Annotated in this window: 11 protein-coding genes; 7 read left to right on the top strand and 4 right to left on the bottom strand. The window is 41.4% G+C overall.

What is annotated here, in order from left to right; genetic code table 11:
* Positions 1 to 12: 12 nt before the first annotated feature.
* Genes uxaC through kduI form a run of 3 tightly spaced genes read right to left on the bottom strand, consistent with a single transcriptional unit; the run spans position 13 to position 3,053 of the window.
* The gene (uxaC, locus tag ZA06_RS07105) at positions 13 to 1,407 is read right to left on the bottom strand and encodes a glucuronate isomerase (protein ID WP_053976680.1); all 1,395 of its coding nucleotides are present in this window, start codon (positions 1,405 to 1,407) and stop codon (positions 13 to 15) included.
* Between the two features lie 18 nt (positions 1,408 to 1,425).
* On the bottom strand, positions 1,426 to 2,211 hold the full coding sequence (locus tag ZA06_RS07100) for a gluconate 5-dehydrogenase (RefSeq protein ID WP_053976679.1): 786 nt from the start codon (positions 2,209 to 2,211) through the stop codon (positions 1,426 to 1,428).
* A 5-nt stretch (positions 2,212 to 2,216) separates the two neighbouring features.
* Positions 2,217 to 3,053, bottom strand: coding sequence for a 5-dehydro-4-deoxy-D-glucuronate isomerase (gene kduI, locus ZA06_RS07095; RefSeq protein WP_053976678.1), 837 nt, complete (start codon positions 3,051 to 3,053; stop codon positions 2,217 to 2,219).
* Positions 3,054 to 3,293: 240 nt separating this feature from the next.
* On the opposite strand from kduI, the gene ZA06_RS07090 reads away from it, so the two are divergent.
* The 5 genes from ZA06_RS07090 (at position 3,294) to ZA06_RS07070 (ending at position 10,170) form a co-directional block, all read left to right on the top strand.
* On the top strand, positions 3,294 to 5,594 hold the full coding sequence (locus tag ZA06_RS07090) for an FdhF/YdeP family oxidoreductase (RefSeq protein WP_053976677.1): 2,301 nt from the start codon (positions 3,294 to 3,296) through the stop codon (positions 5,592 to 5,594).
* Between the two features lie 584 nt (positions 5,595 to 6,178).
* A complete protein-coding gene (locus ZA06_RS07085; RefSeq protein ID WP_053976676.1) occupies positions 6,179 to 7,066 on the top strand; it encodes a dienelactone hydrolase family protein in 888 nt (295 codons plus the stop codon).
* Between the two features lie 431 nt (positions 7,067 to 7,497).
* Positions 7,498 to 8,547, top strand: a complete 1,050-nt coding sequence (locus tag ZA06_RS07080) for a T9SS type A sorting domain-containing protein (protein WP_053976675.1) — start codon at positions 7,498 to 7,500, stop codon at positions 8,545 to 8,547.
* 478 nt (positions 8,548 to 9,025) lie between these two features.
* On the top strand, positions 9,026 to 9,601 hold the full coding sequence (locus ZA06_RS07075) for a hypothetical protein (RefSeq protein WP_053976674.1): 576 nt from the start codon (positions 9,026 to 9,028) through the stop codon (positions 9,599 to 9,601).
* 302 nt (positions 9,602 to 9,903) lie between these two features.
* Positions 9,904 to 10,170, top strand: a complete 267-nt coding sequence (locus tag ZA06_RS07070; RefSeq protein WP_053976673.1) for a helix-turn-helix domain-containing protein — start codon at positions 9,904 to 9,906, stop codon at positions 10,168 to 10,170.
* Positions 10,171 to 10,290: 120 nt separating this feature from the next.
* Here ZA06_RS07070 and ZA06_RS07065 read toward each other — a convergent pair whose 3' ends face one another.
* The gene (locus ZA06_RS07065; protein ID WP_053976672.1) at positions 10,291 to 10,932 is read right to left on the bottom strand and encodes a DUF6266 family protein; all 642 of its coding nucleotides are present in this window, start codon (positions 10,930 to 10,932) and stop codon (positions 10,291 to 10,293) included.
* Between the two features lie 582 nt (positions 10,933 to 11,514).
* Between ZA06_RS07065 and ZA06_RS07060 the strand changes: the two genes are divergently transcribed.
* Together ZA06_RS07060 and ZA06_RS07055 are read left to right on the top strand one after the other, a co-directional pair.
* Positions 11,515 to 12,687, top strand: a complete 1,173-nt coding sequence (locus ZA06_RS07060; protein WP_053976671.1) for a putative phage abortive infection protein — start codon at positions 11,515 to 11,517, stop codon at positions 12,685 to 12,687.
* Between the two features lie 90 nt (positions 12,688 to 12,777).
* The gene (locus tag ZA06_RS07055) at positions 12,778 to 13,383 is read left to right on the top strand and encodes a hypothetical protein (protein ID WP_157503139.1); all 606 of its coding nucleotides are present in this window, start codon (positions 12,778 to 12,780) and stop codon (positions 13,381 to 13,383) included.
* Positions 13,384 to 13,482: the final 99 nt, after the last annotated feature.

Here is a 13,482-nt window from a genome sequence, read left to right as displayed (position 1 = left end):
TTTATTAGTTTATTAAAATTTAAAATATTCGTTTGCATTGTTATAACTGATGTCCGACACCAGTTTGCCAATCCATTCCATATCGTTTGGCAATTCGCCTCTGTGCATTTCGTTTCCAAACAGGTTGCACAAAACTCTACGGAAATATTCATGGCGCGGGAAAGACATAAAGCTTCTGGAATCGGTTAACATTCCAATAAAGCAACTGATCAATCCCATATTGGACAGGGCGTTCATTTGTTTTTCCATCCCGTCCTTTTGGTCCAAGAACCACCAACCAGAGCCCAATTGCACTTTTCCTTTGATAGTGCCATCATTGAAGTTTCCAATCATGGTAGCCATCACCTCGTTATCGGCAGGGTTTAGGTTGTACAAAATAGTCTTGGTTAATTTGTCTTTGGTATCCAAAGCATTTAAGAACTTCGACAAGGTCTCTGCTTGCGAATAATCGCCAATAGAATCCCATCCTGTATCTGGCCCCAATTGTGCCAACATACGGGTATTGTTGTTTCTTAAAGCTCCTAAGTGGTACTGTTGTACCCAGCCCAACTCGTGATAGGTTTCGGCCAAGTATAACAACACAGCTGTTTCAAATTGAAGCACCTCAGTACGACTCAAAGCTTTCCCTTCTCGTTTTTTGGAGAAAATAGCTTTCACTTCACTTTCGGTAGCAGGTTCAAATGAAATTTGGTTCAATCCGTGGTCTGACAAACGACAACCATGTTCATGGAAATAGTCGATACGCTTGCGCAAAGCCGTTTTCAAATCGTCATAAGTACGAATGTCCATTTCGGCCACCTTTTCAAGACTGTCCAAATAGGCATTGAAAGCATCGCTGCCAATCATAATGGCCTTATCTGGTCTAAAAGCGGTGCTCATTTTCACTGTAGCATCGCTTTGTGCCAATCTCGCGTGGTGATCCAAAGAATCTATTGGATCTTCGGTAGTACACACCACCTCCACGTTCATTTTCTTCAACAAGTTTTGGCAGCTGTAGCCTGGCGAGTTCAACAACTCTGCTGTTTTTGTATACACAGCATCGGCAGTCTTCTCACTCAACAGGTCGTACACGTCGTAATAACGTGCCAGCTCCAAATGCGTCCAATGGTACAAAGGGTTACGCATGGTATAAGGCACGGTTTTGGCCCAATGCGCAAACTTCTCCTTATCGGAAGCATTTCCTGTGATGTAGGTTTCATCTACACCCAAGGTACGCATGGCGCGCCATTTATAATGGTCGCCATTGATCCAAATCTTGGTAATGTTTTCAAACACGGTATCATTGGCAATATCTGCCGGCGGCAAATGGCAATGGTAATCTATAATAGGCATTTTGGCCGCGTAGTTGTGGTACAACTCTTGGGCCTGCTTCGTTTCTAACAGAAAATTATCATGTATAAATGACATATCCTTTTTTGTTTGTTATTAATCTTCGTTGGACGGCTTCCCGATGGTTGCCAGGATTCCCCCATCCACATATACAATTTGGCCATTGACAAAGTCACTAGCTCTAGACGCCAAGAACACAGCGGTTCCGGCTAAATCTTCTGGATTCCCCCAACGTGCAGAAGGGGTTCTGTTGATGATAAATTCATTGAAAGGGTGTCCATCCACACGGATAGGTGCCGTTTGCGAGGTCGCAAAATACCCAGGACCAATCCCATTCACTTGAATGTTGTATTTGGCCCATTCGGTGGCAAGGTTACGCGTCAGCATCTTCAAACCACCTTTGGCAGCAGCATAGGCACTTACGGTATTGCGCCCCAATTCACTCATCATGGAGCAGATATTGATAATCTTTCCTCCACCGTTCTTCACCATGCGGTTACCCACTAGTTGCGCCATGATAAAGGCACCAACCAAGTCTACATCCACCACACGTCTGAACTCGTCAATTTTCATAGTCAAGGCAGGTTCTCTTTTAATGATCCCAGCGTTGTTTACCAGAATATCAATTTCGCCCTGTTCCTGTACCATTTGCTCCACCATCTGTGCTGCCAAGGTTTCATCGGTTACATCAAATAAGTATCCCGATGCTTGATAGCCCTTGCCACGGTAGTGCTCTAGAGCCGCTTCCAATTTGGCTGGTGTCGTACTGGTTATGATCAATTGTGCGCCGGCGTCTGCCAGCCCTTCGGCCATAGCCATTCCAAGTCCATGGGTCCCTCCTGTAACCAAGGCAATTTTTCCCGTTAAATCAAATAGTGTCATAGGGCCTATCTTAATTCGTTAGGAGTGCGGGTATCCATATCGCCATAGTCTAGGTTCTCCCCAGCCATTCCCCAAATAAAGGAGTAGTTGGACGTTCCCGATCCGGAGTGGATAGACCACTCTGGCGACAACACCGCCTGATTGCTTTCCATGAAAATATGGCGTGTATGTTCTGGCTCTCCCATAAAGTGACTAATGGTTTGCCCTTCTTCCAAATCGAAATAGAAATAAGCCTCCATACGTCTGGTGTGGGTATGGGCAGGCATCGTGTTCCATACATTCCCTGGCAATAACTCGGTCAATCCCATTTGTAACTGACAGGTTTTTACAATGCTGTTCACGATCAATTTGTTCAAGATGCGCTTGTTGGCATACTTCTCGTCTCCAAGCTCAATAACTTCGGCATTTTCCTTCCCAACTTTCATTGTTGGGTATTTTGTATGGGCCGGTGCAGAATTGATATAGAACAAGGCCTGCTCTCCTTCGGCACTGGCAAACACCACATCCTTGGTATCTTTTCCAATGTATAGCGCCTCCTTCTTAGCCAATTCAAACACTTCGCCATCTACGGTTACGGTTCCTCGACCGCCCACATTTACAATTCCCATTTCCCTACGGTCCAAAAAGTTTTCAGACTTCAAGTAAGGAATGGTTTCCAACTTCAATTCTTTACCAACAGGCATGGCCCCTCCAACCACATACCTATCGTACATGGAATACGTCAAATTAATCTGATCCTCAACGAATAAGTTAGGGATTAAAAAGTGTTGGCGTAATTCCTCTGTTCCGTAGGCTCTGGCATCTACTGGATGGGATGCATACCTAAATTCTGAATGTGTCATATCTCTGTTTTATGTAATCGATTACACAAATATAGTATAAATTATGATATATCCTATCATTTTACCCCTGCCCCAACAAAAAAACCACGAATGCCCTCTGTTCGTGGTTATTGCGGCATTATGAATTTCACATAAAAAATACGGTTAATTTGCGATAAATTAAAACACATCCCCTTAAAAATTGTAATTTTATCCCTTTGTTACAAATCAAGCCCTTTTTATAGGTTAATTACAGTACCCATGAGCAAATCACGCAAGCGCGATATCAGCATACATAGCAACCCAGAATTCACAGGTCTAGAACTCACTTCTCCAGGCCAATATGCCGCCGGCACACCCGCCATAAAGGTAGCCTTTGAGCATATTTATAAGGAAATGGGCATTGTACGCGGCTTGCGCACCCTGTCTCACATGAACCAAAAAGGAGGCTTTGATTGCCCTGGTTGCGCATGGCCCGATCCTGAAAAGCGTTCCAACCTTGGGGAATACTGCGAAAATGGGGCCAAAGCCCTTGCCGAAGAAGCCACCACCAAAAAGGTAGACCGTGACTTTTTCAGTAAATATTCGGTGGAGGAACTTTCGCGTTGGTCCGACTATGAAATAGGCCGCAGTGGGCGCTTGATGGAGCCTATGGTACTGCGCCCCAATAGCATTCATTACGAACCCATCTCTTGGGTCGAGGCCTTCAGCCTTATTGCAGAGCAGTTGCACAGCCTCCAACATCCAGACGAGGCCATCTTTTATACCTCGGGACGCTCCAGTAACGAAGCGGCCTTTTTGTATGGTCTGTTCGCCCGTGCTTTTGGCACCAACAACATGCCCGACTGTTCCAATATGTGCCACGAATCCAGTGGGGTTGGCCTCTCGGAAACCTTAGGGATCGGCAAAGGTTCGGTAACGCTGGAAGACTTTAACAAAGCCGAAGTGGTGATGGTTATTGGTCAGAATCCCGGCACCAACCACCCACGTATGCTGTCGGCACTTGAAAAATGCAAGAGCAATGGTGGCACAGTGATCAGTGTCAATCCACTGGAAGAAGCTGGCCTGATCCGATTTAAAAACCCACAGGAAGTGAATGGTCTTTTAGGTAGTGGCGTAGCCCTTACCGACATTCACCTTCAAGTGAAAATCAACCAGGATATTGCCCTGCTAAAACTCATCCAGAAACGTTTGGCTGCTTTGGACCAACAAGGGCAACAGGTATTTGACCATGAATTCATCAAGACCTACACCCACGGTTATGATGCCTTTATCAAAAACCTTGGCAACGATTCGGAAGCAGCCCTGCTGAACGCCTGTGGCGTGCCTTCGCACCTCATTGACGAGGTGGTCAACATCCTCGCCAAATCAAGTAAAATCATCATCTGTTGGGCCATGGGCCTTACACAACATAAAAACGGTGTCGATAACATCAAGGAATGCGTCAACCTGCTCTTGTTGAAAGGCAGTCTTGGCAAGCCCGGTGCCGGTACCTGTCCTGTACGCGGGCACAGCAATGTACAAGGCGACCGTACCGTAGGAATCATGCATTATGTGTCCAAAAACTACAACCAGGCCGTAAAGGACACCTTCAATTTTGACCCGCCCACCAAGTCGGGTTATGATGTGGTTCACGCCATTCAGGCCATGCACAATAAAGACGCCAAGGTATTTATAGGCCTCGGAGGAAACTTTGTTTCAGCAGCCTCTGATACCGAATTTACAGCAGAAGCCCTGCAGCGCTGTGAACTCACCGTACAGATTAGTACCAAGTTGAACCGCAGTCACCTTATCACAGGGCAAACCGCCTTGATATTGCCTACTTTGGGTCGTTCGGAAATTGACATGAAAGGCAACTCCCGTCGTCATTTAACCGTAGAGAACAGCATGGGTGTGGTACACCAAACCAAGGGTATGTTGCCCCCTGCCTCCTCGCATTTAAAGAGCGAACCCGAAATTGTCTCAGGTATTGCCCATGCTTATTTCCAAGGGAACCATCCTGTAGATTGGCTTTCTTTGGGGTCTAACTATGATTTGGTACGTGAGAAATTAGGGCAAGTGGTACAAGGTTTTAAGGATGTAAATACCAAATCTAAAGATGGCGGCTATTACTTACCCAACAATGTACGCCGTTTAGACTTTAGCCGACTGCCCAACCAACGGGCCCAGTTCAGTATTACCCAAGCACCTAAACACGAGTTGCACGAGGGCGAATATTTATTGATGACCATTCGTTCGCACGATCAGTTCAACACCACCATCTATGGGTTGGACGACCGTTACCGCGGTATCCATAATGAGCGCCGTGTGATCTTGATGAACCCTAAGGACATGGACCAAGCGGGCTTTGCCCAACGCGATGTGGTAAACATCATGAGCCATTACAATGGTGTAGAGCGCAAGGTATATGGGTTTATTGTAGTTGCCTATAATATTCCACAAGGGAACTTAGCGGCTTATTTCCCAGAAACCAATGCCTTGATTCCTATAGATCAGTTTGCGGATAAGAGTCATACACCAATTAGTAAGTCGATTAAGGTTAGTTTGGAACTTCGTAGTTGAAAACACTCTTTTGTCTTGATACAAAAGAGCCAAAAAATCAAGTCTGCATGTGCTTGTTCACCCTACAGCACTTCACGCCCTAAATAAAAAGAACTCGGTTTTACTCTCGTAAAACCTCAAACAGCTTTTTATTTTACGGCCGTTTCAGCGGTTGGGTCCCGAAGTCTCACATGAGGACGAAAAAACACCTTTCAACATTTAAATCTCATTCCGCTAGAAGCGGAACACCCTGTCGGTAATTATTAAAATTAACATAATTCCCCTATAACACTGCGTGCGGTACCTTCGAGTAAAGCAGTACTTTCTCTCGGTAACCTCAAGGGGACAATTAATGAGCGTTACTTGATTCCCCCTTTGAAGGGGGATTAAGGGGGATGTTCTTTTGAAAAGCAAAAAAGTCTTAACAATAAGTCCAAACCGACATACCTGCCTATTGCACTTTTGTAACGCTTCACATCATTTTAAAACAAACAAACACACACCTCCCTTTCAAGACTTTTCGTATCTTAGAAAGCCTTTGCACATACTATTCTACATAACACATAGTACCAAAGTCAAAGATTACAAACCTAAAATTCGCAGTTATGAAACCTATAAAAAAAGAAGACCTCAACCCCGAGGTATTTGAACTATACGATGCCTACGCCCATAACAAACTAGACCGCCGTCAGTTTATCGAAAAGCTGTCTTTATATGCTATTGGAGGGCTTACGGTTACCTCCCTGCTGAGTTTTATTTCGCCTAATTATGCGGATACCTTAGAGGTGCCTGTAGACGACCAGCGACTGAATTCCTTTTACATCCAATACCCTTCCCCAAAAGGTGGAGGCGATATCAAAGGTCTGTTATCTGAATCCAAAGACACCAAAGGGCCCTTGCCCGGTATTGTGGTAGTACACGAAAACCGTGGCCTGAATCCCTATATTGAAGATGTTGGCAGACGTGCCGCTTTGGAAGGCTTTATTTCCTTGGCCCCCGATGCCCTCTCCCCTTTAGGTGGCTACCCCGGCAATGACGATGATGGGCGTGCGCTTCAGCAACAGCGCGACCGCAATGAGATGTTGGAAGACTTTATTGCCGCCTTCGAGTACTTAAAATCGCACCCTAATTGCAACGGCAAGGTAGGCGTAGTCGGTTTTTGTTTTGGTGGATGGATATCGAACATGATGGCAGTAAAAGTCCCTACCCTAGGTGCCGCTGTGCCCTTTTATGGAAGTCAGCCTAACGATGAGGAAACAGCCCAAATAAAAGCACCGCTATTGCTGCACTATGCCGAACTGGACACCCGTGTCAATGCAGGATGGCCCGCCTATGAAGCCTCCCTTAAAACCCACAACATTTCATATACGGCCTATATGTACCCAGGCGTACATCATGGGTTCCATAACAATACCACCCCAAGGTATGATGCGGCTGCTGCGGCTTTGGCTTGGGAACGAACTATTGCGTTTTTTAAAGCAAAATTGGTGTAAGGTTAGTTTTATTTTGCTTTCACAGTTCATTCATTTTTATTTAAAGGTTTTCATGTATACTCTTTTATTCATCCATTTTATTTGTAGTTATTCATGAATGCTCTGCATGTGCCTTGATACAAAAGAGCCAAAAAATCAAGTCTGCATGTGATTAGATCCCACAGACTCTCATGAAGACAAAATCAGCCCCCTTTATTTAAAAACCCAATTCAGCAATGTATTGAATTAGGCTTTATATTTTACAACGTCTTTTCTTCCATATGTAAGATTTTAAATCTGAACACCCTCTTCCATTCTTTTTAAACTGCTAACTTTGAACGATTTAATATACTGAAAACAAGCAATTTAGATTAAATTCACGCCTCCTAAGGCTAATCTCATCCTTTCCATAAGGATATCATTTTCATCAATTAACACAAAATCTTTCATCAATGAAATCACTCTTTACTCTAGCCTTGGCCCTATTTTTTACAACATTTCAACTTATTGGCCAAATTCAACCTGTGGTAACCAATTTAAACTATCCCTACAGATTAGCCATTAATGGCAATGATCTTTATTTTACCGAAATAGAAGGGAATAAAATTTCCAAAATCAACCTCAACTACAGACTTCCCTTAAGCGAAGCCGAAGCGGTATTGAACAACCTAAACGGCCCACTAGACCTGTTGATCAATGGGAACGATCTGTATTACAGTGAAAGCACAAAGATCTCCAAAATAGACTTAAATAACCCGGACGCAAACCCTATAGAAATTGTCATAGGCTTAACTGATCCTGATGGATTGGTCCTTGAGGGCAACGACTTATATTTCACCAACGGTACTAAAATTTCCAAAATAAGTCTCAACAATTCCCCTCCCAACGTTACCGATATTGTGACCGGATTAAATTCTCCTGTAGATTTAATAATTCAAGGAAACGACATGTACGTTGCCCAAAAATATACCGGTGAAATTTCTAAAATAGACTTAAGAGCAAAATCTCCAACAGCAGCAGCCGTTATGAGAAAACCAGGAAGCACCCCAACAGGATTACTGCTTCATGCCAATTATTTATATGTCGCCGACCTTTTTGGATCTAAACTTCTTAAAATAGACCTTTCTGTAAATGCACCATACACATTGCCAGAAGACATACTACTTAATGTAGCGGGCCCTACAGATCTTCTCGTTCATGGCAATACGCTTTACTTCACAGAAGCTTTTGACAATAGAATTTCAAAACTAGCCTTTAACACTTTATCAACCGAAGACAACAATCTTACCCCAATAACCGCTTACCCCAACCCTGCCCAAAGCAGCATTCACATTACTGGTCTTACCTCAGCTAAACAATACAACATTTACAATTCAATTGGCAGCCATATGAACTCTGGAGAAATCTCCAACAACACAAGCATTGACATTAACCATTTATCCAATGGGGTTTATTTCTTGACATTTCAAAACGGCACAACAATTCCCTTTATTAAAGAATAGCTCCACTCTAACAATAATCTTTACTCACTACATATCCAACCTGAACATGGGAACCTAGACTATATTGACAATATTGGTTCCTGTGTTCTTCTTCTTTTTATGTTCATTTTGCTTTCATAGTACATACTCTTTTATTCATCCATTTTATTTGTAGGTATACATGAATGCTCTGCATTTGTCTTGATACAAAAGAGCCAAAAAATCAAGTCTGCATGTGATTATTCACCCAACAACACTTCATGCCCTAAATAAAAAGAACTCGGTTTTACTCTCGTAAAACCTCAAACAGCTTTTATTTTACGCCCGTTTCAGTGGTTGGGTCCCGAAGTCTCACATGAGGACAAAAAATACCACTAACCTTTAAAAAAAACCCTTTTCGATTTCTTGTACAACTTTCAATTGTAAGAAAATATTTTAGATTTGTAGCAGCACAAAACTCAACCAACCAACTATTGTATTGACACCTTCCTCTAATCCCATGAAAAAACTTCTCTTCTTATTCGCAATTTTATCCTTTACAATTACATACGCACAATATGCTCCTGGTAACGTATTCTTTAACGATGGAACTTTTTCCAAAGGATTAATAACAATGACCGATGAAGGAGGCATAAAATTTAAGAAAGCTAAAGATTCTACAGTTATCTATTATGACCACAGCAACATTAAAGGCCTTGATTATAAAGGAAAACGACTAAAATATGTAAAAGTATATAGTGATGAACCACCAAGACTTTTAAATGAAAAAATTAAAGGTAAGATAACTTTGTATAACGATGATGTTCCCGCGTATAACTTTCTCGGAACTCCAAACACCGCTTTCGGAGGCCAACCTATTGGCTCTATAGAAGTAGACTTTTTTTACCATTTTATAAAAATGGACGAAGAAATTATTCCCATTGGTATTAGGATCAAAAAGAAGCATTTAGAACTTTTCAACTCTTGCCCTTCCTTAATCCAAAAAATTGAAACCAAAGAACTCAAAAGGAAACATATCTATGACATTATTTCGTATTACAATGAACATTGCGGACAAGAGTCATACACCAATTAGTAAATCGATTAATGTTGGTATTGCTTAACACTTAAGTTTCCCTTTGCTTTCTCAATCTATTCATTTTCTTTGGACGAGCAAAGAAAATGAACAGAAGGAAAACGCAAACACACAAATACCATCACCATAAACCCCTACCCCAAAAAACAACCCATTCCCCCCTTCAAAATCCCAAAGAAAAAACCCCACAACTCCCACGTTATAAACACCTTTCTGTTAAAAACAATACCAACCACAGCTCCAAACACCTTCACATTTTCAGTATCTTAAAGAACATGTTAAACACTTAAAAACCAACAGCTATGAAAGTACCACAGGGCCTTGTGCCGTTACCCCAACAACACCCCTTTGCCATTAACCACCTTATGGTAAAAGACGAAGACTGGCTTGTTACCGAAGAAGCCATGGCCTTCCTAAACGTGAGCCGCAGCACTTTGTACCGACTGCGCAGCAACGGCATCCTTCCTGCCTTTAAGCTAGGGCGGGTGGTAGTGTACCCCAAGAGCCTACTGAACAAATGCATGCTTATGGGCGCCATCATTAGCATGGGCAAGGGGCCGCAACCCTAGGCGAGGCGCGCATTCCCACCCTAACAGCAGCACACTAATAGCCACAACAAACCGGCAGCCCAGGCCTTACAAAAGGTACCCAGCGCTGCCGGTTTTGTGTTTGCTTGTATACAGCCCCTGCTAGCTCACCACCACGGCCCCCAAGTAGGTGCTGGTGGCGGCCTCCTTTAGGTCTTGGGTTACAAAGCCCGCCCAGGCCACCACATCGAAGCCCGCAAAAAAGGCTGGCAGGTTAAGGGTAGCCGTACCGTCTTCCCTCAGGGCTACCCCCTCAAATATCTGGAAGAACCCCTCGTTGTAGGCATACACCACAATCAATGCCAGATCGCTGCCACTGGCATTGCCCTGCCCGCTGTTGTCGTCCCAGGTAACGGACAGTTGTTGGTTGGCCAAGGCCTGAAACTGCGGGTTGTCCATCCCCCTTAGGTCGCCTTTGCTAATGAGCACCTTAGGAAAATCCATTTCGTAGGTGCCGCCCATATTCTCGATGGCCTCCCTAATGTGGTAGCCCGTAGCCAGGTTAAACGGGCTCTTGTCGCCCTGAGGCTTGCCAAAATATTGGCCCACAATGCTCTTAATGGGCGTTAAAAACCTAATGACCAAGCCAAACTTTTGGCGCTGTGCTTCCTGCAAGGGCGTTGCAGGGTAGTTGCTCTTTGCGGGAAGGCTGCGCATCACGTCTTTGCCTCTCCAACGTAGTCCCACTACGTTGCCCACTTTTCCTGAAAATCCGCCTAGGATTCCCTTTTCAAATGTTGCCATAATTTTATGGATTTAAGGATTAGTAATAGCACCAAAGTAGCACCCAAAACACTGGCAAACAATAGGCTGACACGCCGAGACACGTTACGACACATCAAGCCCCAACAAGACCTGTTAAGACCTACGCAGACCACCATAGACACCTCCAGACACAACCTGACCCATCCTGACCTGTTGTGACACGTCCTGACACATACTGACACATAGAGACACATACAGACCTGTACAGACACACCAGGACACGTACTGACCCACCACCCCAAAAAACAGGGGGTTTTGTTCGAGGATTGCTCTAGGTTTGTTCGTGTGCGGCCCAAGGCTATGTGCTTGGGAAGGGACTTTGGACGAAGCAGCCTAAGGCCATGGCCTGCTCTTACTAATGATTAAGAGCAATAATGCACGTTTAACGATAGAAATTGCGCTAAAAAACCATTGAAAGAAATTTTATACAACTTTAACGAAAACATCAAATTTTATCATGGTTCCTAAAAGGTGAACAGATATATTTGACCTATTAACCAACTAGCTTCAAATTGAGAAACCCACAAAGGAGTTTTGCTTTTTAAACACAAAATTTACTGAATGAAGAAATTAAAAATTATTTTGGCCACTCTGTTAACTTTTATTGGATTTGGAATAATTGTATGGTTCTTAATAAGGGGCTTCTTCTATGAAGGATTCATTTCAGCAAAATCAACCATAAACCTAACAAAATCTGCACAAGTTGGGGATTTTATTGGAGGGTTTGTAGGGGCAATTTTCACTTTGGTTGGAATACTACTTCTATACGAAACTCTTTCTCTACAAAGACAAGAATTCACGGAAAGCAGAAAGGTATTTATTAAACAACAGTTCGACAATACATTTTTTGAGCTTTTAGATTTATATAAAGAAAATTTAAATCAACTAAAATGTTATAATTTCTTTGGGGAAGAATTAAATGGAAAAGCTTTTTTTGAACATCAAAAATTACAACTAAGCAACAGCTTCAACCCTTCCAATACCCTTTCAAAAAACAGAAAAAATGCAGTTATAGATTTCCAAAAAGTATATGTAAATTACGAACACTATCTATCGACATATTTTAGAACTCTGTACAGATTATACTCACTAATTGACAATTCAGGTTTAGAAGAAATAGATAAATCTGCATATTCAAAAATATTAAGAGCACAATTATCCTATAGCGAACTATTTTTTATACGCTATAATGCTATGACAGAGCAGGGTTTACAATCTAGATACTTTATTAACAAATACAACATTTTAAAGCATTTATCTAATTTTTACTTATTGGAATTTAAAGATTGGTGGTCTAAAATAGATGATTTTGAAAAAAATGGTTTAGGAACAATATTTAAAGAAGTAAAAAGTGTTCTTATTGAATTTCTTACTGATGAAGGAGCAGATGCTATTAGTAAAGATTATAAAAGCGGACGATATAGATTAACCCTAGAATCAGAAAATCGAAACTACTTTAACATTAACCTTATCAAAGACAATAATAAAACTGGAGCCGCAGTTGACATATCTAATGGCTTCGAAAGATTCACAATAGAAGAACTTGAAAACCTCCTAAAATGTATTTTGAAGGAGTTTATAATTCATTCCAACTTTAATGAATATAATATCCGCAGAGAGTTAGATTTTACATTTAATGTGTCTAATGATAATAACATAGATAATATTATGGTTGGAGTAACAAACACAAGTAATAATCCAATTATTATTTCCTATTGGGATCAAAAGAATTAAAAATATTTAAACTGAGTATCTTTCTCATTTAATTTCTACAATAATATTAATAACTATAGAAATATTAATAACTATAGAAAATCGCCAGTTATGAAAAAACCAACAAATATGAATTTATTGAAAAGCTTGCTCTTTTCGATAATTGGAGGAGTATCAGTCTTTGTATTACAGCAATTGTTTTTCAAAAGCAATAAAGACTATGAATTGAGAAATAGTATTATAAAAGATAATTATGAATATTACCTCGCTATTCAAAACTTTGTTGATTTAAATTATTACACTCAATACAATTTCGAAGAAATTGTGAAATCACCTCAAACTGTCACAACCTATTTCATAGATATCAAAACTAACGATACATTAAAAACCATATTTTCTGATACCACTTATAATTATCAAAAAGGTAATAAAATCAAAAGCATTACAATCCCCACCATATCGGTAGACACAAGCAGGCAAAAAAAATGGTTAAAAGACAAAGAATTTATCCTACAAAATAGGAATAAAATCACTCAAAGCGTCTATTTAAAATTTTTGGAAATTGTAGAAATTGTTGAAAACAATCCGTGGCCACAAAAAGTCACATACAAATCTCTTAAAGAAAACATTTGGTCCGAAAAAGATTTTGAGCAAAATTGGTTTGAAAAGAATATAATATTATGGCACGAAGCAAATCAGTTTGTTGAAATCAATTGATTATATATTAAAAGCCCTGCATATAAATACTAACCTTTGTTAAATTGAAATATATCCATCAATTCCGTTACACTTCTTCAAACAAAGCAGTGCTTTTCT

It is taken from the genome of Mangrovimonas xylaniphaga (assembly GCF_001280435.1).
Lineage (GTDB): Bacteria > Bacteroidota > Bacteroidia > Flavobacteriales > Flavobacteriaceae > Mangrovimonas_A > Mangrovimonas_A xylaniphaga.
The sequence above is the reverse complement of the archived record's forward strand: the minus strand, read 5'-3'. Positions and strand labels throughout refer to the sequence as shown.

Bases quoted from the DNA above. Each gene is read 5' to 3' on its own strand.
- uxaC (WP_053976680.1), bottom strand. From the start codon at position 1,407: ATGTCATTTATACATGATAATTTTCTGTTAGAAACGAAGCAGGCCCAA.
- ZA06_RS07100 (WP_053976679.1), bottom strand. From the start codon at position 2,211: ATGACACTATTTGATTTAACGGGAAAAATTGCCTTGGTTACAGGAGGG.
- kduI (WP_053976678.1), bottom strand. From the start codon at position 3,053: ATGACACATTCAGAATTTAGGTATGCATCCCATCCAGTAGATGCCAGA.
- ZA06_RS07090 (WP_053976677.1), top strand. From the start codon at position 3,294: ATGAGCAAATCACGCAAGCGCGATATCAGCATACATAGCAACCCAGAA.
- ZA06_RS07085 (WP_053976676.1), top strand. From the start codon at position 6,179: ATGAAACCTATAAAAAAAGAAGACCTCAACCCCGAGGTATTTGAACTA.
- ZA06_RS07080 (WP_053976675.1), top strand. From the start codon at position 7,498: ATGAAATCACTCTTTACTCTAGCCTTGGCCCTATTTTTTACAACATTT.
- ZA06_RS07075 (WP_053976674.1), top strand. From the start codon at position 9,026: ATGAAAAAACTTCTCTTCTTATTCGCAATTTTATCCTTTACAATTACA.
- ZA06_RS07070 (WP_053976673.1), top strand. From the start codon at position 9,904: ATGAAAGTACCACAGGGCCTTGTGCCGTTACCCCAACAACACCCCTTT.
- ZA06_RS07065 (WP_053976672.1), bottom strand. From the start codon at position 10,932: ATGGCAACATTTGAAAAGGGAATCCTAGGCGGATTTTCAGGAAAAGTG.
- ZA06_RS07060 (WP_053976671.1), top strand. From the start codon at position 11,515: ATGAAGAAATTAAAAATTATTTTGGCCACTCTGTTAACTTTTATTGGA.
- ZA06_RS07055 (WP_157503139.1), top strand. From the start codon at position 12,778: ATGAAAAAACCAACAAATATGAATTTATTGAAAAGCTTGCTCTTTTCG.